The sequence below is a fragment of the Mongoliibacter sp. genome (genome assembly GCF_007692705.1).
Lineage (GTDB): Bacteria > Bacteroidota > Bacteroidia > Cytophagales > Cyclobacteriaceae > Mongoliibacter.
Map to the genome: position 1 here is coordinate 30,740 of NZ_REBN01000116.1, position 19,852 is coordinate 50,591.

16 protein-coding genes are annotated in these 19,852 nt (G+C 37.3%); 9 read left to right on the forward strand and 7 right to left on the reverse strand.

Translation table 11 applies throughout. The features are described 5' to 3' along the window. The first annotated feature begins 45 nt into the window (after positions 1–45). On the forward strand, positions 46–999 hold the full coding sequence (locus tag EA341_RS05215) for an aldo/keto reductase (RefSeq protein WP_293011957.1): 954 nt from the start codon (positions 46–48) through the stop codon (positions 997–999). A 7-nt stretch (positions 1,000–1,006) separates the two neighbouring features. Then, complete coding sequence (locus EA341_RS05220) at positions 1,007–1,915, forward strand: YihY/virulence factor BrkB family protein (RefSeq protein WP_293011959.1); 909 nt, start codon at positions 1,007–1,009, stop codon at positions 1,913–1,915. A 334-nt stretch (positions 1,916–2,249) separates the two neighbouring features. On the opposite strand, the gene EA341_RS05225 is transcribed toward EA341_RS05220, so the two are convergent. Both EA341_RS05225 and EA341_RS05230 read right to left on the reverse strand, forming a co-directional pair. Further along, entirely contained in the window at positions 2,250–2,549 is a 300-nt protein-coding gene (locus EA341_RS05225; RefSeq protein ID WP_293011961.1) for a hypothetical protein, read from the reverse strand. 8 nt (positions 2,550–2,557) lie between these two features. After that, entirely contained in the window at positions 2,558–4,969 is a 2,412-nt protein-coding gene (locus tag EA341_RS05230; protein WP_293011962.1) for a BamA/TamA family outer membrane protein, read from the reverse strand. A 17-nt stretch (positions 4,970–4,986) separates the two neighbouring features. Here EA341_RS05230 and EA341_RS05235 point away from each other — a divergent pair, with 17 nt between their 5' ends. Both EA341_RS05235 and EA341_RS05240 read left to right on the forward strand, forming a co-directional pair. Beyond that, complete coding sequence (locus EA341_RS05235) at positions 4,987–5,733, forward strand: RNA methyltransferase (protein WP_293011964.1); 747 nt, start codon at positions 4,987–4,989, stop codon at positions 5,731–5,733. Between the two features lie 7 nt (positions 5,734–5,740). Continuing rightward, on the forward strand, positions 5,741–6,730 hold the full coding sequence (locus tag EA341_RS05240; RefSeq protein WP_293011997.1) for a bile acid:sodium symporter family protein: 990 nt from the start codon (positions 5,741–5,743) through the stop codon (positions 6,728–6,730). A gap of 10 nt (positions 6,731–6,740) precedes the next feature. Here the strand turns inward: EA341_RS05240 and EA341_RS05245 are convergent, their stop codons facing one another. Continuing rightward, a complete protein-coding gene (locus tag EA341_RS05245; protein ID WP_293011965.1) occupies positions 6,741–7,736 on the reverse strand; it encodes a bestrophin family protein in 996 nt (331 codons plus the stop codon). 145 nt (positions 7,737–7,881) lie between these two features. Then, positions 7,882–9,477 (reverse strand): PKD domain-containing protein, encoded by a 1,596-nt coding sequence (locus EA341_RS05250; protein ID WP_293011967.1) that lies wholly within the window; start codon positions 9,475–9,477, stop codon positions 7,882–7,884. A 362-nt stretch (positions 9,478–9,839) separates the two neighbouring features. On the opposite strand from EA341_RS05250, the gene EA341_RS05255 reads away from it, so the two are divergent. After that, on the forward strand, positions 9,840–10,226 hold the full coding sequence (locus EA341_RS05255) for a hypothetical protein (RefSeq protein ID WP_293011969.1): 387 nt from the start codon (positions 9,840–9,842) through the stop codon (positions 10,224–10,226). 83 nt (positions 10,227–10,309) lie between these two features. On the opposite strand, the gene EA341_RS05260 is transcribed toward EA341_RS05255, so the two are convergent. The 3 genes from EA341_RS05260 to EA341_RS05270 are packed head-to-tail and all read right to left on the reverse strand — an operon-like array spanning position 10,310 to position 13,613. Then, positions 10,310–10,864 carry a GNAT family N-acetyltransferase gene (locus EA341_RS05260; protein WP_293011971.1) on the reverse strand — a complete coding sequence of 185 codons (555 nt, stop codon included), beginning with the start codon at positions 10,862–10,864 and terminating at the stop codon, positions 10,310–10,312. Between the two features lie 15 nt (positions 10,865–10,879). Further along, entirely contained in the window at positions 10,880–12,235 is a 1,356-nt protein-coding gene (locus EA341_RS05265; protein ID WP_293011973.1) for an ATP-binding protein, read from the reverse strand. After that, entirely contained in the window at positions 12,225–13,613 is a 1,389-nt protein-coding gene (locus EA341_RS05270) for a sigma-54 dependent transcriptional regulator (protein WP_293011975.1), read from the reverse strand. The genes EA341_RS05265 and EA341_RS05270 overlap by 11 nt, the downstream gene beginning before the upstream one ends. Before the next feature lie 362 nt (positions 13,614–13,975). Here EA341_RS05270 and EA341_RS05275 point away from each other — a divergent pair, with 362 nt between their 5' ends. The 4 genes from EA341_RS05275 (at position 13,976) to EA341_RS05290 (ending at position 19,823) form a co-directional block, all read left to right on the forward strand. Beyond that, complete coding sequence (locus EA341_RS05275; protein WP_293011977.1) at positions 13,976–15,226, forward strand: efflux RND transporter periplasmic adaptor subunit; 1,251 nt, start codon at positions 13,976–13,978, stop codon at positions 15,224–15,226. Between the two features lie 159 nt (positions 15,227–15,385). Further along, entirely contained in the window at positions 15,386–16,084 is a 699-nt protein-coding gene (locus tag EA341_RS05280; protein WP_293011979.1) for an ABC transporter ATP-binding protein, read from the forward strand. 320 nt (positions 16,085–16,404) lie between these two features. Then, positions 16,405–18,771: an ABC transporter permease gene (locus EA341_RS05285; protein WP_293011980.1), complete on the forward strand. Its 2,367-nt coding sequence runs from the start codon at positions 16,405–16,407 to the stop codon at positions 18,769–18,771. 263 nt (positions 18,772–19,034) lie between these two features. Beyond that, positions 19,035–19,823: a PhzF family phenazine biosynthesis protein gene (locus EA341_RS05290; protein ID WP_293011982.1), complete on the forward strand. Its 789-nt coding sequence runs from the start codon at positions 19,035–19,037 to the stop codon at positions 19,821–19,823. The last annotated feature ends 29 nt before the right edge of the window (positions 19,824–19,852 follow it).

A 19,852-nucleotide genomic window follows, 5' to 3' on the forward strand; every position in this document is an offset into this window, starting at 1 on the left:
GGTCTAATAATTCGTAGATTTAAAAAAGATTTAAAAATAAAAAAAATGAAATATCTCACTTTTAAAAATGGAGACCAATTGCCGATGATTGGTTTGGGTACTTGGAAGTCAAAACCAGGAGAGGTCTATGACGCCGTTTTGTGGGCACTTTCTGCAGGATATAGGCATATTGACTGTGCAGCTATTTACGATAATGAAAAAGAAGTTGGAAAGGCTTTCGAAAAAGCTTTTTCGGATGGATTGGTCAAACGGGAGGAAATTTTTGTAACCTCCAAACTATGGAACAACTCCCATAGATTTGAGGATGTTATCCCAGCTTTAAAAAATTCATTACTTGAACTCAGGTTAAATTACCTAGACCTTTATCTTATTCATTGGCCAATTGCATTCAAAAATGGAGTAGGTTTTGCACAGACACGTGAGGAGTTTTTCACCTATAAGGATGTGCCTTTGAGCCAAACTTGGGCAGGGATGGAGGAAGCACACAATCAAGGTTTGACCAAACATATAGGCATGTCAAACTTCAATATTTCAAAACTTGAGGAAGTTTTTGAAAGTGCCGAAATCAAACCGGAAATGAATCAGATCGAACTGCACCCTTTTCTTCCGCAAAAAAAACTGGTTGAGTTTTGTAAATCAAATGGAATGTTGGTCACTGCCTATTCACCTTTAGGTTCCGGCGACAGGGCTGCGAGGATTAAAAAGGAAAATGAACCAAGCTTATTGGAAAATGATATGGTACGAGCAATTGCAGATAAACATAATTGCACCGTAGGACAGGTTTTGATCGCTTTTTCAATTCACAGAGATATAGCAGTAATCCCAAAATCTACTAACGAAGGAAGAATTAAAGAAAACCTAGCCTCCATTCAAGTTGATCTTGATGCAGATGATATGAAAGCGCTTCTTAACATTGGTACTGATTTCAGGTATATCGACGGTTCTTTTTTCACAGGAACAAAAAGTCCATACACCTTGTCAGACCTCTGGGAGAAATAAGATAATTATGATTCAAAAACTAAAAGAGCTTACCTTTTTTCAAATTATCATTGACAGTGTAAAGGATTTCACTTCCGGAGAGTCTACAGGACTAGCGGCAGGCACTGCCTTTTACACTATATTTAGCTTACCCGCATTACTGATTATCATCTTAAATATAGGGACGACCTTTATTTCTGAATCTGAATTCCAGGAAGAAGTTTTAATTCAGGTTGAAGCTTTGGCTGGACCGGAAAGTAGGGAGACATTGGAGGAAATACTGGATAACTTTAAAGGTGCTGAACAATCAGGAATCCCCTATGTGGTTGCTTTTATGATATTGGCTTTCAGTGCTACTACTGTTTTTGTAAGCTTGCAGAATGCCATCAACTATATCTGGCATATCAAACCAAAACCTGAAAAAGGTATATTAAAATTTATCATCAATAGGCTTCTGAGTTTCTCATTAGTTGCTTCTATCGGTTTTATATTATTGATAACTTTGATTTTAGATGCTGCATTGGTTATTGCTAATAACTACCTAACTGAGTATTTGGTAGATTTACCTATCAATTTTGCCTCAATTGCGAGTTTTATAGTTTCTCAGGTAATTCTTATTGTCGTTTTTGCTTTAATGTATAAGATATTACCGGATGCAAAAGTACGATGGAGAGATACTTGGTTAGGTGCTTTCGTTACTATGCTACTTTTTGGAATAGGTAAATATATGATTGGAATTTATTTGGGTAATAGTGACCTTGGTTCATCTTATGGTGCCGCAGGTTCTTTGGTTATTCTGTTGATTTGGGTTTATTATTCAGTCGTTATTTTTCTTTTTGGTGCACAAATCACTTACTATATCGCTGAAAAAATTGGAGGTGGGGTGATACCTAAAGCCCAGGCTGTCAAAGTGGAATTGAGAGAAATGGAGGATTGATTTTAGTAGAGTTATTTTGTTATATGATTATACGCTTCTTTGTCAGTAACTTCAAAACATGAGATTAATGATTGCATTTGACCAATCCCGATAAACCGGGACAAGTTATCTATAAATATCAATTAGAATCGAAATAAATCAAGAAGCAGCCATAAATTATTCTACTGGTATCATTCCGTATACACTGATTTTGTAATTTATATAACGAGAAAGAATCCTGACTTTTTTTGGAAAATTTTATACCGAATATTTCCAATTTATATTCTGGCAAATAAAAGCTTGCCTAATCAAAAAAGCTTTGGTCAATAAGAACCAAAGCTTTTTTTGTTGAAGGTTATCTCGTCAGAGAAATAAGCTTTTTGGCGATTAATGCCCATTCTTCATCCAATGAAATATCAGGCCTAACTTTATCCGCCCTTTTATACCAATAATCAGCATTGGCCATGTCTCCTTCTTTTCTGTGTAGGTACGCATGGATCCAATGCGAAGTCGGGTCTGTTGGACCGTCTACATATTTATGGGCTTTATCCCAGTCATTGTTGGCATCATACCATAATGCCAATAAATGAGTGGACAATTCTTTAGGGGGTGTGCTTTGTTTGATTGTGTCAAGAAATTCTTCGTACGTCTTCATAATGTAAATTAAAATGGATAACCTATTCCTATATTGAATACAGTCTGACCCCTTTCTCCCAAAAATCTATTGAAGAAATTGCCAAGTATAAATCTCTCTCCCTGTGGTCTTGCTGGATCAAGGGCTTTGACGCCCATATCCAGCCTGAGCACAAGAAACTCAAAATCCATTCTTAAACCGAGGCCAGTTCCTACTGCAATTTCATTAAAAAATCTGTTGAATTCAAAATTTGCTCCAGGTCTTGTGGGGTCTTCTGCAAATGTCCAGCTATTGCCAATGTCCACAAAAAAAGCACCATCAAAGTATCCGTAGATTTTTGACCTCAATTCAAACATGCCCTCAAAAAGTATCTCACCAGGTTGTTCAAACCTATAATCGAAACTCCCATCTTCTAACACATCAGGGGTAAAAGATCCCGGTCCCAAACGTCTTGGTTGCCAAGCCCTGATACCTGTACTACCACCTGCAAAGAAGTATTTTTCATACGGAAGTACACCATCACTAACGCCATAAGGTCTTGCTAACCCGAGGTTTAACCTGTAAGCAAAAGTCTGTTGCCTATTGATAGGGACATACCTTCTGAAGTCTGCTTGGAATTTCAAAAATTGGAAATATGCCAAGCTTCTTTCGTCTACAAACTCTCTATTGATAAAATTCAAGGAAGTTCCACCACTTTCCATAAACAACCTCAATAAAGAAGACCTATTTCTGCCAAAGGCTCCGTATTGGTTAAAGTTGATAATTACCTGGCCTGAAATACTACTTACATAGGAGGGGAGGAAAGAATTGATTAGGTTATTCCCTTGATTTTGCAAATCTTCCAAGATCTCATTAAAATCTCCACTTAGGTTCGACCTGATGAAATTTGCATCCAATGCATTGAAAGTGTATTGTTGCCGGAGGTCCCTTGTGTTCCAATTATAGGATAGGATACCATTCACACTTTCCCGGACATATTCAGGCCTATTCACATAATTATAACCTATAAGGGTCCTGGTTCTTGGGTTATACCTACCAAATTTTTCTAAAGTGCTTACAAAAGGAACCAAAAATTGAGGAAAGATCACAGATCCGGAAGTATTCAACTCACGGCTTCTAAATACCCCTCCTTCTCCTGTAAAAGAAACAACCCCTTCCAATCCTGCCCTGAAGAAAAATTCAAATATTTCAGCACCTCTAAAAAGGTTTCTGTTTCTTAAAGAATGGCTAAAAAACGGTCCTGGAACCTGTTCTGTAATACTGGCTCCCAGCTGATTGGTCACTTGGTATTTTTGATTCGGTTGGGTATATATTTTTGGTCTCAATACATTACCCAAAGTATCAAAAGCAATATTGACAAAACGGAATAGATCCAGGTTCGCCAATTGTCTTTGTGTTTCTATGACGTCATTTCGGCTGTAAAGGTCTCCTTTGTTTAGGAATATTCTGGAAGCAATGATTTTTTCGGAGTACTTTTCATCATAAAGTTCAAAATTGATATCCCTAAATCGGGTTTTGATGCCTTCATCAATAAATTCATTTGAAGGGGGGTCTATACTGAAATAAACAGAATCAAGAGTATAGACCTGATGATCATCAGCATAAACCGGCTTTCGTATGAGCTGTTCTATCTGGACTGATTTATTAAGTGTGTCCTTATATACATTATACTCTATATATGAGCGAGTAAAAGTAAAATAACCGTTCTCTTTCATAAGATCTTCAACACGTTGCCTTTCTCGGGTAATCGCACTTTGTTCGTAATTATTCCCAGGTTTTATATTGGCTTTGCCGTCGTGTTTGATCAGTAGGTCATAGATTTTACGGTCATCAGATCTTGTATAAAAACTATCGATGATGTATGGACTTCTTTCAGTTACAAAATAGGTAACTCTTGCTTTCTTACCTGTTTTCTCAACCTTAAAATCAGTTTCTGAGTCAAAGAAGCCATTGTTAAATAAGTAAAAAGTCATTTGCCTGGCACTTTCCTCCGACTGTGCACTATCATAAACTACTCTTGGGTTTCCTGTACGCATGAAAAAATTACCGTATTCCAATTTTTTTTCAATGGCAGTCAGGTTATCCGTGATTTTGACTAATCTTCTGCCCTCTTTGTTGGATAAATTGGCCGTGTCCTGTATGGAAAGCAATGTATCCCTTTCCAATTTTAGTTTATACTGTCTATTAATATGCTTTGTACTGTCAAAAGTCCACTCTCCAAACCTGTATATGGCAACCCCGATAGAAGCATTAAGCAGAGGGATACGGGTATTGGGTGTCTGTTTGACAAGATTTTGCAACTCAGTCCTATCGCTTCTTTTTACTCCTTCAATGTTTACATCATATAGCAAGTATTGCCCTTCTTTCAGTCCTTTTGTCAAAGAACAGGAGGAAAATAAAAACAGCAGAAAAAGAAAGTTTATATATTTGGCTTTATTCACTATTTGGCAATTACCGAATGTTAAGCAAAAATACGCTTAAGTTTATTAAATCCTTACAACAGAAAAAATTCCGGAAGATTGAGGGATCTTTTTTTGTGGAAGGGAGCAAAAATGTAACGGAACTACTGAATTCTGATTTCATCAGTACTCATTTATTGTTTACGGATAAATTTTATTCTGGCAATCAAGCTATGGTAGATAATTTCCCGGGGCAGGCCATTCATGTTACTCAAAAAGTACTCGAATCTGCCGGTGCATTTAAAAGTAACGATAGCGCCCTTGCTGTAGCCAAGATAAAAGAGAATATTGAAATAAGCGTCAAAGATAACGAATGGGCGATTGCTTTGGATGATGTGCGTGATCCGGGAAACTTGGGCACCATCATTAGAATTGCCGATTGGTATGGTATTCAAAAAATCATCCTTTCGGAAGAGTCTGCAGATTTTTATAATCCCAAGGTGTTGCAAGCAAGTATGGGGAGCTTTTCAAGGATAAAGTTTTTTTACACAGACTTAAGTATATTTTTTTCAAAAACACAGTTACCTATTTATGGAGCTTTTCTAAATGGCAGCTCCATTTACAATACCCCATTTGATAAAGGGGGTATATTGTTGGTGGGGAATGAGTCAAAAGGAATTTCAACAGAATTGGAGAAATCAGTCCATCATAAAATCACCATTCCAAGGTTTGGACATGCAGAATCGCTTAACGTAGCCATTGCTACAGCGGTATTTTGTGATAACATCAAAAGAAGCAATAGCTGAGATCCATATGGGCAAACTGAAGCAAACACTTAAGAGAGCCGGATTAAATACCTTTTTTTTTCTACTGATTTCATCTATAGCTTTGGCTAAATTTTTTCCCGAATGGGGTACTGATGCGAGTCCTCTTCCTTTAAAGTTTTTGACTGGAATCGGGATTTCAATCATTTTCTTTTTTTACGGGGTTAAGTTAAGCCCACAAAAATTAAAAGAAGGCCTTTCCAATTGGAAACTGCATATACTGATTCAAGCTTCTACTTTTCTGATTTTCCCAATTGTAATATTGATTCTTTATTGGATATGGGGAGAGGAAGGGAATTATTTGTGGCTGGGCACCTTCTATTTAGCAGCATTACCTTCTACTGTTTCTTCCTCAGTAGTCATGGTTTCCATCGCAGGAGGGAACCTGCCCGCCGCGATTTTCAATGCTAGTATTTCCAGTATTGTAGGGATATTCATTACACCTGTTTGGATGGACATATTATTGCCCGAAACTGCCATAAGTTTTGACTTGACAAATACATTTATCAAACTGAGTTTACAAGTATTGTTCCCCGTAATAATTGGACTGTTTTGCCATCAATACCTGATTGGTTTTGTGAATCGTTTTCAAAACAGTTTAAAGAACTTTGATCAAGCCATAATTTTATTGATTGTTTTTACAGCATTTGCTGAATCCTTCGCTGAGAGGATGTTTGAAGGTTATACTTTTCTCGAACTAGGTAGCCTTGGTGCCTTAATGCTGCTGTTCTTTTTAGTAATGATGGGGCTGATGTACTGGCTTTCTACATTGTTGCGTTTCGGTAGAGCTGATATCATAGCCGTAGTGTTTTGTGGAAGCAAAAAATCCTTGGTACAAGGAGCTGTAATGGGTAGGGTAATGTTTCCTGACCCTACCATTTTTGGAATCATATTGCTTCCCCTAATGATATACCATGCCCTACAACTTATGGTGGGGTCTGCCATTGCCCAAAGGTTAGGAGACAGTAAGAGTAAATAAACTTATAGCTTTACATCAAAAATCCATTCTCTACCGGATATGGTTCCGGTATATTTTCATCTTCCAACATCTCCCTAAGGTCAATTTCTATGGTTCTGGTGATGGATGCAATGGGTACGTCATTGTAAGAAGCTTCAAAAGGGTTTTCTGAATAGTCCCCAATCCTGTCCATAAGAAAAAAGACCCAGATAATTAAGCCTGAAAAAGGAATGGTCAACCAAACATGCAGCACTGGAGATGCCTCAAAAATGCTGAGCAAGCCAAATGGAATCAATGCACAAAAAACATAATTCATCCAAAGTGCGGTAGAGGCATATTGTCTTGGCAATGGAAAGTTTTTTATCCGCTCGCACATGCCTTGACTGTCATAAAACTTTCCGATCAATTGATGAAACCAAACCAGTTTATAATCTGAAATTAAGCCGGCATCCTCCAATGCCTTGATTTTTGCCGTTTGTGTTTTTAGTAAGTGCGTAGAAATATTAGTTTTTGTTCTTAATAAATTGAATTCTTTGGAATCAAGGTATTGGAGAACTTCAGAATCAAATCCATTTTTGAATTCTTCTGAAAAAGCCGGAGCAAACTTTAATTTATAAGGGTCCTCATTGTGTTCCCAAGTCCTCTTGGACCTAAGAGAGTATTTGAGGCTGATCAACCATGCGAGGTGCCTATAGACAAGGTCTTTTTTAACTTCGTCCACGTTTTCAGTTTTATTCTTTTCCAAAAGCTCAATTACCGCTGTAGCAAAAGTGCGGCTGTCATTGACTATGGCTCCCCATATTTTCCTTGCTTCCCAAGTGCGATCATAAGAGCTGTTGTTTTTAAAACCAAGGTAAAATGCCACAGCTATACCAATAACGGAGATTGGCTCCCAAGGAAGTGTGAATTGAAGCTCAGTAGCTTCGTAGATGACAATGATAATGGCCGAATAAAGCAGGCCAAAGTAAAGGGATTTTCTTGACCACCTAACGGTCATGAACAAACTATAGTAACGCTTTACATACATAGATAAAAGAATAATGTTTGGTACAATGTACAAATTCCAACTTCAAATACATTGAAGCTTGTTTGACAAAATTTCTATCGATGAATACCTAATTGATAAAAAATGGATGAACATTGATAAAGTGTCATAATTATAATTCTAAGAATTATTTCTTTAAGACTTTTAGTGATTGGTCAATTTGATTCCCTTTAATGTGTACGATAATAATTCCCTTAGGGAAATTTCTAATCAATTCTCCAAGGTCTATTTCTTCCTCTTTGACAGTCACCAATAATGTTTGAGAAAAATTAGCTGAATATAAGCTGATGGAAAGACTCCTATCCAGGTAATGATGGTGTCCCTTCATGCTCAGTGTAAGGTTATTGTCAACAGCTGGATTAGGGAAAATAGACCAATTTACTTTTGCAGGCAGTTGAGATAGGTCAACAAAGACCAATTCAGTATACATGTCCACTTCATCATTGACAATATACTTGACCCTGTAGTATATTCTCCCTCCGGAAACAGGTAGTTTTTCATCGATAATAGAATAGTTGATAGGTTGGTCAGAAAACCCTGTACTTTGCATTTCTCCAATTTCAGAAAAATTTAAATCTGAATTATCAGCCCTTTCAATAATAAAAAGACCTGGATCTCCTTCGGATTCTGTATTCCAATTCAGTAACACGGACCTTTGATCAACGTCCAAGATTGCATTAATATCACCCATCCTGTTAAACAGAATCGTAGCTATATCAATAAAAGTTTCTACAAATCCAGGACATCCTTGAGAATCGTACACAGTGACCTCATAACTTCCAAATGGTAAATTCTCAATTAGGTAGGAATTATTTATACCACTTACAGATCCCGAAGCACCTTCAGGGTCCACCCTTTTCCATTCTACTGTGTAAGGACCCGTTCCCCCATTAGGTTGCACAAGTATAGATCCAGTACTTTCATTATTACGTGTAGGAGTAACCTCAATAATAATTTCTATAGCAGGGATGGTAATGGGTTTGGTAAGGGTATTGGTTATACCATCATCATCAGTAGCAGATAAAGACACATTAAAAGTATCTATCCTTGGAAATGTAAATGTTGGATTTTCATCAGTAGAAGTACCTATTAATGTTCCCCCATCAAAGAATTCCCACAGATAAGAATATGGAGGCTTACCTCCGAATGTTTGATTGATAAAATTTACTGTAGGATCGCAGGTTTCGGCATCAAAGTCCAAACTGGGTTGAACCGGTATTTCTGCTACAATATCATTTGGTTCCGAAAAGCATTGTGCTGACTTATTTGTATTTTCAGTTATTTGATCACAGGTATTGGAGCTATTATCATTTGTAAACCACCTCACCAAGAGACCGTTCAATTGCACTAGATCACCCCAGTTCCAAGTTAAGTTTGTTGCAAAAATTGCAGTTCCGAATGTTGGGTTTACAAGTTGGGAAAGGCAAACATCTCTTCGACCGCCAATTTGACTCCCATTAATCAAAATGTTAAAAAATGCCTTAGTGGAGTATGCATTACCTGAATTACTTCCTCCTAATACAACATAAAGGGTCCCAGTGACTTCTTCTCCCAATTCGTAATCATCTGCAGAGCTAAACGGGTTTCCATTAACATCTCTTAATTCAAATCTTTCAACTACGACATTATTCTGACTACAGTTTTGCCCAAAAAGTTCTGTTGCATTCAGAAAGGTTCCGAAAGCGAAGAGAAGCAGTCCGTATATGCATGACCGTAATGTCATCAAGTCTTTATATTATTAATGAGTTACTAGGATTTTGGGTGATCCATTTTCATATTAATATTACGTAAAAATAGTAACAATAAACTTTAAAATATTACAATTAAAAAGGTTTTTTACAAGGTAAATCTGCAGATAATACTTAGAATTATTTAAAATACTTTTTTATAATATGAAGTAGCAAAATTTTAGATTTGAAAGGCACGATGTGGTATTTCCGTCCATAAAAAAATTATCAGACACGAATAGCAAAAATTCAAAAATTATTGATTTTCAGGTGGTAAAATCAAAATAAGCGTTTGATTTTCTTTCTTTTAACTTACATCTTTTCTATTTTTATTGAGGGTAAAAATTTACAACACGCTATGAAGGTGCCTTTATTCTTGCTATCATTTTTGATTGTATCTCAATTTCAAAAACCCAACCCCAAGATTGAGGAGTTTTTACAAAAAATAGAGGTGTTGATTATCAAAGAAGGTTTCAATCATCCAGAATGGGAAATTTCAAATTTTTACCAGACAAAAAATGATGTTGCCTATTCTATGCAATTTACCCAAGGACAAGTATTTTTCCACCCAATATTAAAGGTACATTATGCTTTCTCTGAAGGGAAGATATTTGATCCTGATTTGAATGTGGGAATAGACACCAAAACTGCTGTCATCATAGATTTTTCAACAGGTAAAGAATATCCGCTAAAGGATTTTAAAAGGGAGGAAGGCGGATTTGTTCCAAAGTTTATTTTCCCTTAGAATTATAAAAGTTTGGTTCAAATCTTAGCATTGGGCCTTTACGAAAACTCTCGTTATTATCAATTATTTTTCCTTTTCCAAAATCAACTCCAATCCCAAAGGACAATACTCCAATTTTCCGGCAGTGAATCCGTAAACTGATGGATTTCCTTAAATCCAATCCTTTGATGCGCCCTTATTGATCTTTGATTGCGAGTGGCAATTTCAGTGATTCCAAAATGAAAATTACCTTTGTGTGTTTCTTTATAAAAAGCATAGGCCAAATCTAATAAACCTTTACCTCTGTAATCTTGATCTACACAAACCTGACCTATTACTATATATTGATAATCAGACACATTAGATCCTTTATATAGAATTTGGTCAAACTGCTCAAACATAGGTTTTAATACCGGTATATCTTCCTTACATTCTGACGTCATTGCCAAAATATAAACTACTATTTTAGGCCCATCTTTCACTATGATGTGAGGAGCAATAGCATTCATTTTTTTCAGATCTTCCAAATGATGTCTGACCGTGACAAAGCCATCTGCTACAGAAGTCAAGGAATTCGCGTGATTTACTGCCTGAAGTTGTAAAATTCCCTGAAGTTCTTCTTCAGTATCTGAAGTTTTGATGATAAAGTCGTAATTCATAAAGAGATAATAACATCAGCCAAATCTAAGCGTAAAAATTGTTTTTTCACCAGGTTTTGATTCTACCTCCAAACTTCCTTTATGAAGATTCATAATCTGTCTGGAAATCGCCAACCCAATGCCACTACCTGTTTTTTTGGTTGTAAAAAAAGGAACAAACACCCTTTCCAAGGCTTCGGGAACAATTCCTTCTCCAAAATCAACAACCTGAATAAATGGGATGGACTGGCTATCATTGCCAGAAATAATCCTGATTTCCCTTTTTGAGGAAATTTCCATAGCCTCCTTGGCATTTTTGATCAGGTTTATAAGTATCATCTGTACCAGGTCCTGGTCTGCAAGTAATTCTAGGTCTATAGGGCTAATAGTAGAAACCAACTTGATGTCAGAGGCTTGTAATTCCTCTTTCATCAGTACACAAATGTTATCGATAAGATCTTTGGATCTAAATCTTTTCAATACAGGTGTTGGAATATTTGTATAGTCCCTGTAAGCGTTTACAAAATCAACCAAGCCTACGCTTCTTTTGGAAATAGTGCCCAAACCCTCAGATAGGTCTAAAAAGCTTTCTTTTTCTAAATGAAGACTACCATCTTCATTTTCTTCTGTGTCCTCTTCTAGGATAATGCCTAATGAATTCGCTAGACTGGCAATAGGAGTCATCGAATTCATAATCTCATGCCGGAGTACCTTGGTGAGATTTTGCCAGGCTTCCAGCTCATTCTTCTGCAATTCAGACTTGATATTTTGAAATGAAAGCAAGGTCCAACTATTACCTTCCATTTTAAATGCAGCTGACTGTACATTGAGGTGTAAGTCAGAGCTGATCCTCATAGAAAAGGAGCCTCCGGGTTTGAGTTTTAGTACTTTTTGTAATAACTCTACAGAAAGCTTTCCCAAGTCGTGTATGTCCTTGAATTGGGGGATCTGAAGCAGTTGTTTGGCCACTCCGTTAATCACTCCGATTTTACCCTTACTGTCAAAAGAAATAATACCCGTATTGATATGCTGAATCATAATCTGTAGAAACAACATCTGCTCCTCTTTTTCCGCGCGGGTTTTCTTAAATGCTTCAATCACCTCATTGAAGGACATGTTCATTTGCTTGAATGAGTTACCCAGTTTGCTGTCTTTTGTGAAAGAAGACGAAAAATCCGAATACCTGATAGATTCTAAAAACCTGCTTATTTTCTTATTGGTAGTGGTAGCATAGGAAATCAGGTTTACTGTCAACAAAACAGTGACCCAAACAAAAATCAATACCTGAATCACAGGCAATTCCTGAAAATAAAAGTATACTCCCAAATAGATAAAGATCAGGATCAAAAGTACCCTGATGATTACTCCTACAGCAAATGATTTAAAGCCCATACCTTTCTAGTCTTCTGTAGAGTGAAGATCGCGTGAGTCCCAATTCTTCTGCTGCCCGGGTAATATGCCCGTTGTGTTTCTGCAAAGCTTTTCTGATCAAAATCTTCTCAACATCCTCTATATTCAAATGGTCTAAACTCACCATTTCTTCCTGCTTTTCAGGTGCCAACTGTTTTTGCATAAATAAGTCCTCGGGTTGTAGAACAGAATGTGTTGTCATGATTACAGCCCTTTCAATACTATGTTGCAATTCCCTGATATTTCCTGGCCAATGGTATTTCTGCATCCTTTTGATCAATGCTTCACCTGCTTTTCTAATATCCTTATTGTACTTTTTTGAATACAGTTCAATAAAATGATTTGCCAACAAAGGAATATCTTCCAAACGTTCTCTAAGGGGTGGGAGGGTAATTTCTATGGTATTGATCCTGTACAACAAATCCTGTCGGAAAGTATTGTCATATACCATATTGTGAATTGGCATATTGGTGGCTGAAATGAGTCTTATATTTACGGGCAGGCTCTTATTTGAACCGACTCTTGTAACTTCTCGGTTTTGCAGTACAGCCAATAATTTGGATTGAAGAGATAAAGGTAAGTTTCCAATTTCATCCAAAAACAAAGTGCCTTTATTAGCTTGTTCAAAGCGGCCAGCCCTATCTTCTTTCGCGTCAGTAAAAGAACCTTTTTTGTGTCCAAATAGCTCTGATTCAAAAAGGGTTTGCGTAATCGAACCTAGATCCACACCTACAAAGGCTTCTTTATGTCTTTTAGAGTTCCTATGAATGGCTCTTGCAATTAGCTCTTTTCCTGTCCCATTTTCTCCCAATATCAAAATATTAGCATCGGTTACGGCCACACGTTCTATGGTTTCAAAAACCTTGACCATGGCAGAACTCTGACCTATGATATCCTTGAATCTGCTATCAATATCCTGATAAAGTTGCTGCTGTTGATTTTTGAGTTGTGAAACTTCAAGTTTGGACCTTCTTAGTTGTAGGGCAGAATTGAGTGTTGCCAACAGCTTTTCATTTTCCCATGGTTTGAGTACAAAATCGGTGGCTCCTTCTTTAATAGCTTTGACAGCGGTATTGACATCTCCATAAGCAGTAATCAGTACAACTACGGCAGAGGAGTCCAATTCCAATATTCTATCCAACCAATAAAAACCTTCCTGCCCACTGCTGACATCTTTGGTAAAGTTCATATCCAATAAGATGACATCATATTGCTCATTGACAATAAGCACAGGTAGAAGCCCGGGATTGGTTTCCGTATCGACCTGTCCAAAATGTCTCTTAAGAAATATTTTGGCTGCTCTCAATAAATCCTCGTTGTCGTCAACAATAAGGATTTTTCCGGTTTTATTTTCTTTCATGGATATCAAAAATATAAGAACAAATTATCAATTTAGCTGAGCTACGAAAATTGAAATGTAATTCACCCCAATTTATCTTGAGCTATAAATTGCCAAAACTTGTACCGAAATGATACAATCGGTCAAAGATTTTGAAAAAAAGGTCTAAGCAGCGCATTCAGCCTATCTTTATTTTTTTGTACTACCACTGCATATTGAGATCTCTGTGTTCTATTCTACACTTTTTGGTCGCTAGCGGACAATTTTGTACGGAAAATTTCCAATGAAAACCATGGGGAAGCCCTTTTTGGCCCTTAATGGCCTTTTTTACGCATGGCATATTAATTGGCAAATGAGGGACAAGGAATAACCCGTAATTTAAAATGGATAGAAAAATTAAAAAGAAGACCTGGACTCCAAAATTTATCGCTATGATAACCGGTGCTGTTTTGGTCGTGAGTTTTATAATATACCAATTTGTATTTGCAGACGCCCGGTCCACCATGAATGTAAACATGGAAAGAGTGACCTTGGCAACAGTCAAAGAAGGTGAGTTTACGGATTATATACCTGTCAGTGGAAATATAGAACCAGGTGAGACTTTCTACCTGGATGCCTTAGAGGGAGGAAATATTCAGAAATTGGTCAAGGAGTCCGGTTCCTTTGTGAACGAAGGAGATACCATTTTACTATTGGCCAATTCTAAGCTCCAATTGGAAGTTATGGAAAGGGAATCAGGCCTTTATTTTCAGATCAACAACCTGAGGCAGGTAAGACTCCAACTGGATCAGAATGACCTTAGTCAGCAAGCCCAATTGGCCGAAATAGATTACCAAATCAGCCTTCTAAAACCTCAGTATGAAAGATTTAAAGAACTTCATCAGAAAAAACTAGTCTCGGACAGAGAGTTTGAGGAGGTTAAAGAACAATACGAATACAATGTAAAAAGAAGAAAGTTGACTTATGAAGCTTATAGAAACGATTCCATTTCAAGAGCTGGCCAGAAAAAACAGCTTTCTGATTCTGAAAGAAGAATGAATCAGTCATTGGATGGGGTAGGGCATATTCTTGACAACTTGGCTGTCAGAGCACCAATTACTGGTCAATTGGCTACAGAACAGATGGAAGTCGGTCAATCTATAAGTCCCGGACAACGCTATGGGCAGATTGATATTCTGGATAAATTCAAGGTGAGGGTTCAGATTGATGAACTTTATCTTCCTAGGGTTTATACAGGGCTAAAAGGATCTTTCAATTTTTCTGGGGGCGCTTACGAACTTGAAATAGGGAAAATTTATCCAAATGTGACTTCTGGAAGATTCGAAGTAGATATGTTCTTTACTGATGAAGTTCCGACTGGAATCAGAAGAGGTCAGACAGTCAGGATTAGGTTGGAATTAGGCGAAAGTGAGCAAGCAATATTACTTCCTACAGGTGGATTTTATAAAGACACCGGAGGCAATTGGGTATTCGTCCTCAACCAATCTTCGGGAAAAGCCGAAAGAAGAAATATCAGGTTGGGCAGAAAAAACCCTGAATTCTATGAAGTTATTGAAGGACTTCAAGTGGGAGAAAAGGTAATCGTGAGTGGATACGAGAATTTTGGGAAGAATGAGGTATTGAATTTGAAATAAGACATGAGACCCGAGATGGAAAGTGAGTAACCAGAATAATCTAAATGACCATCTAAGACTTACGCTCCTCTGGACTGTTGACCGTGATCTGAGGATGCCAAAAAGAAACAAGAAAAAATCTAAAATCATAAATCTAATATCTACCATACTAATACAACCATGGAAAACATCATCAAAACCGTAAACCTCAAGAAGCTTTACACCACAGAAGAAGTAGAAACTACAGCGTTGGATGACATCAATATTGAAATCAAGAAAGGCGAGTTTGTAGCAATCATGGGCCCATCAGGTTGTGGGAAATCTACCTTACTAAATATCATCGGGCTCTTGGATAACCCTGACTCAGGTCAGTACTATTTTATAGACAATGAAGTGGCGCAATATTCTGAAAGACAGCGTTCCCAGTTACGAAAAGGTAACATTGGTTTTGTTTTTCAAAGCTTCAACCTGATCGATGAACTGACCTGTTTTGAAAATGTGGAATTGCCTTTATTGTACCTCAAGACTCCTGCAGATGAAAGAAAAAGACGGGTGGAAGAAGTGTTGACAAGAATGAACATCATGCATAGAAAAGATCACTTCCCTCAACAACTCTCAGGTGGACAGCAGCAGCGTGTGGCCATTGCCAGGGCAATAGTAGCCAAACCCTCAGTGATCCTTGCTGATGAACCTACAGGTAATCTTGATTCTGCAAACGGAGAAGAAGTGATGAGACTTTTGGAAGAATTGAACAATGAGGGAACCACTATTGTGATGGTCACCCACTCTCCCCACGATGCCAATTATGCACACAGAATCATCAATCTATTTGATGGTAAAGTTGTCACCGAAAATATAAGAGAGCAGTTTCATATTTGATAGAAGTTCAGGGGGTAGAAATAAGCTTAAAGAAACATTAGTATTAAGGTCTGATTATGTCCAACCAGATATATGCATTGCGATATAAATTGATATATGCCTTCGGCGATATAAAAATCTAGCATCATTCGGATTTACTCATTTCCATTTGTTACTCGGTAGATAAGGAACATAGAACCAGTTTTAAATCTAAATAGATGAAACTATTACAAGTTTGAAATGAGGTACAAAACTAAATATTGAATAGGCATAATCTCGTATCTCGGTTCTCGCTTCTTATTTCTATTATCCAACCTCCAACCACTTAAACTTTCAACACCATGTTTTCTAACTACCTCAAAATCGCACTAAGGGGATTTGCCAAGCATAAGTTGACCTTTTTCATTAATTTATTTGGACTGGCATTAGGATTATGGGCTACCTTATCCATTGGTTTATGGGTAAAGAGCGAAATGACCATGAACAGGTCTTTCCGGGAAATCGATCAGGTTTTCAGGATAATGGAACATCAGATCTATGGTTCTGAAGTTTTCACCACCACTTCTACACCAGGAATTCTAGCAGCTGCATTGAAAGAGGAGTTTCCTGAAGTAGAGTTATCGGCTTGTTATTCATGGAATCAATCCGGATTGTTTATCTATGAAGATAATAAACTGAACCTAACGGGCTTTTATGCACAACCAGATTATCTTCATATCATGCAGTATGATATTTTGCATGGGGACAGAAATCAAGCCCTTAATGAAATCAGCCATATTGTACTGAGCAAGGAAGCCGCTATCAAACTGTTCGGAAGAACCGACGTCATAGGAGAATCTGTGACTTTCAAAGAGACTGATGAAGATACAGCATTTAAGGTAATTGCTGTATTGGATACTCAGGCAGATAATGTTAGCGGAAGTTTTGATTTCATTTTGCCTTTTGATTTTTTCTTCGAAAAACCATATAACTCTTGGTTGAAACAATGGGGAAATAACGGTCCAAATACCATTGTGAAATTGAATAAAAATTCTGACTGGGAAAATTTTTCTGCCAATATTGAGAATTTTATTTCAGAAAAATTTGAAGGAAGTAATGTCAAATTGTTTGCCTATCCACAGGCTGAATTGTATTTGAGAGGAAAGTTTGTAGATGGAAAACAAGCTGGCGGAAAAATTGAATACGTGAGGTTGTTTGGAATTATTGGACTGTTTGTGCTGATCATTGCCTGCATCAATTTCATGAATCTTTCAACTGCCAAATCACAAAAAAGGGCTAAGGAAGTGGGTGTTCGAAAAGTAGTAGGGGCAGACCGAAATGGACTAATTCAACAATTTCTTGCAGAATCCATCATTCTAACGGTTTTAGCAGGTCTTCTTGCTCTGATTTTAGTGCAACTGACATTACCTATTTTCAATAACCTAACTGGCAAAACCATGACAGTTCCTTACGGTGATTTGAGGGCATGGCTGTATTTATTGGGTATCCTTTTGGTTACTGGAATCATTGCAGGTTCATACCCTGCATTCTACCTTTCCGCAACCAAGGTTGTATCTGTTTTCAGAAACCTCACACGCTCAGGAAAAGGTGTGGTAATGGCTAGAAAAGGACTGGTATTATTCCAGTTCATTCTTGCGACCATGTTGATCGTAGCCACCATCGTGGTATTCAAACAAATTGACTTTACCTTGAACAAAGACTTAGGCTATGATAAAGAGCAGTTACTGATTGTCAACTTGGAAGGAAGACTTTTCAACAATTTTGAAGAGTACAAAAACCAATTGGAGCTTTTGCCAGGAGTTCAACTTGCAAGTAGGGCAAGCCATTCTTTATTAGGAAGAAATTCCAATACAGGGTCCGTCAGTTGGGAAGGAAAAGATCCTGAGTTTACAGCCTTGTTCGAAATTATGAATGTGGATTATGATTTTCTTGAAACCACAGGTATAAAGCTAATTCAAGGTGATAATTTCTCAAGAGACAGAGTCAGTGATACCAGCAATGCGGTACTTCTGAATAAGCGGGCCTTTGAATTGATGTCAAAAGACAATCCTGAAGTCAGCAATTTCTCCTGGAATGAGGAGCAGAGGATTCTTGGAGTCGTAGAAGATTTTCATTTTCAGAGTTTGCATCAGGGGATGGAACCTGTCATAATAAATTTAGAACCGACTTATGCATCAAGGGGATACGTAAGATTGAATGCCAATAATATTCAGCAAACTTTAGCTGAGATCAGGAATGTCACAGAAACCTTTGAGCCTTTCTTTCCTTTTGATTACAGTTTTATGGATGAAAATTATGCAAGGATGTATGAAGAGGATATGAGGACCAAGGAACTTGCCAAATACTTCAGCATACTCTGCATTCTGATCTCATGTTTGGGTTTATTTGGTTTATCGGCACATATCGCAGAACAAAAAACAAAAGAAATAGGAATTAGAAAAGTACTTGGGGCTTCAACTTTTTCTATCTTGAATGTGATCAATAAAGAGTTCATCACGATAGTAGGAATATCCATTTTGATTGGATCTGGCATAGCCTATTGGTTAATGCAGGATTGGCTTTCCGGATATGCTTATAGGATTGATTTTGAATGGTGGTTTATAGTCCTTGCAGCTAGTATAATTCTCTTTATAGCCTACATGACAGTGACGCTTCAGGCACTTAAAGCTTCCAGGGTAAATCCAGTATATTCTTTAAAATCAGAGTAGCATAGAGAAGACCGGATTTCTCCGGTCTTTTTTTGACCTATTTCATAGCATACCTGTTTTAGACATTTTTTGGTTTTATACCCTTTTGGAATCTGATTTGTTCCTGCTTTCAAATGCAAAGGGTATGGACAGAATAGTTAAAAATCGCTATATTCAATCATTGGTAGGTATGGAATGTGATTAATTTGGAATTAACATCCTTACCGCAAATTTCAATGATGGTCAAGAAAGAATGGTTATTGTATTGATATAATTTTAAAGATATGGAACTGAAAATCTATCAGGTAGATGCCTTTGCAGATAAGGTTTTTGCCGGAAACCCAGCCGCAGTGGTTCCACTAGAATCCTGGCTTGAAGATGATATACTTCAAAAAATCGCGCAGGAAAATAATCTTTCAGAAACAGCCTTTTATATCATAGATGGTGAAAAAGTCTTGATAAGGTGGTTTACCCCTGGAATTGAGGTGGATCTGTGCGGACATGCCACTTTGGCTACTGCACATGTACTTTTTGAGCATGAAAATTTTGATGGAGATCAAATTTCATTTTTTTCTCATAGAAGTGGAGATTTATCCGTAATGAAAAAAAGCGATGGGTCTTTAGAATTGGATTTTCCTACTGACCTAATAGAAGAAATTGAACTTTCACCCTGGTTGACGGCACCTTTTCAACCAGTTCCGACAGAGGCTTATAAAGGAAAATCCGACATTATCCTCATTTTTGATAATGAGCAGCAAATCAAGACACTTCATTATGACTTGCATAAGATTTCCCAGATCAGGGCTAGGGGAGTTATTGTTACTGCGCCTGGTGATGAAGTTGATTTCGTTTCCCGTTTTTTTGGCCCTTTGGTGGGTGTGCCCGAAGATCCAGTTACAGGTTCCGCGCATACCAGTTTGACACCCTTATGGGCACAAAAATTAGGTAAAATGCATCTTTTGGCACATCAAGTTTCACATAGAGGTGGAAAACTTAGCTGTGAATTAGCAGAACAAAGGGTGAAAATCAGGGGTCATGCAATTACTTATCTGATTGGAAATATTTTTTTATGAATTTTTGAATATAAAATGAAAAAATACTG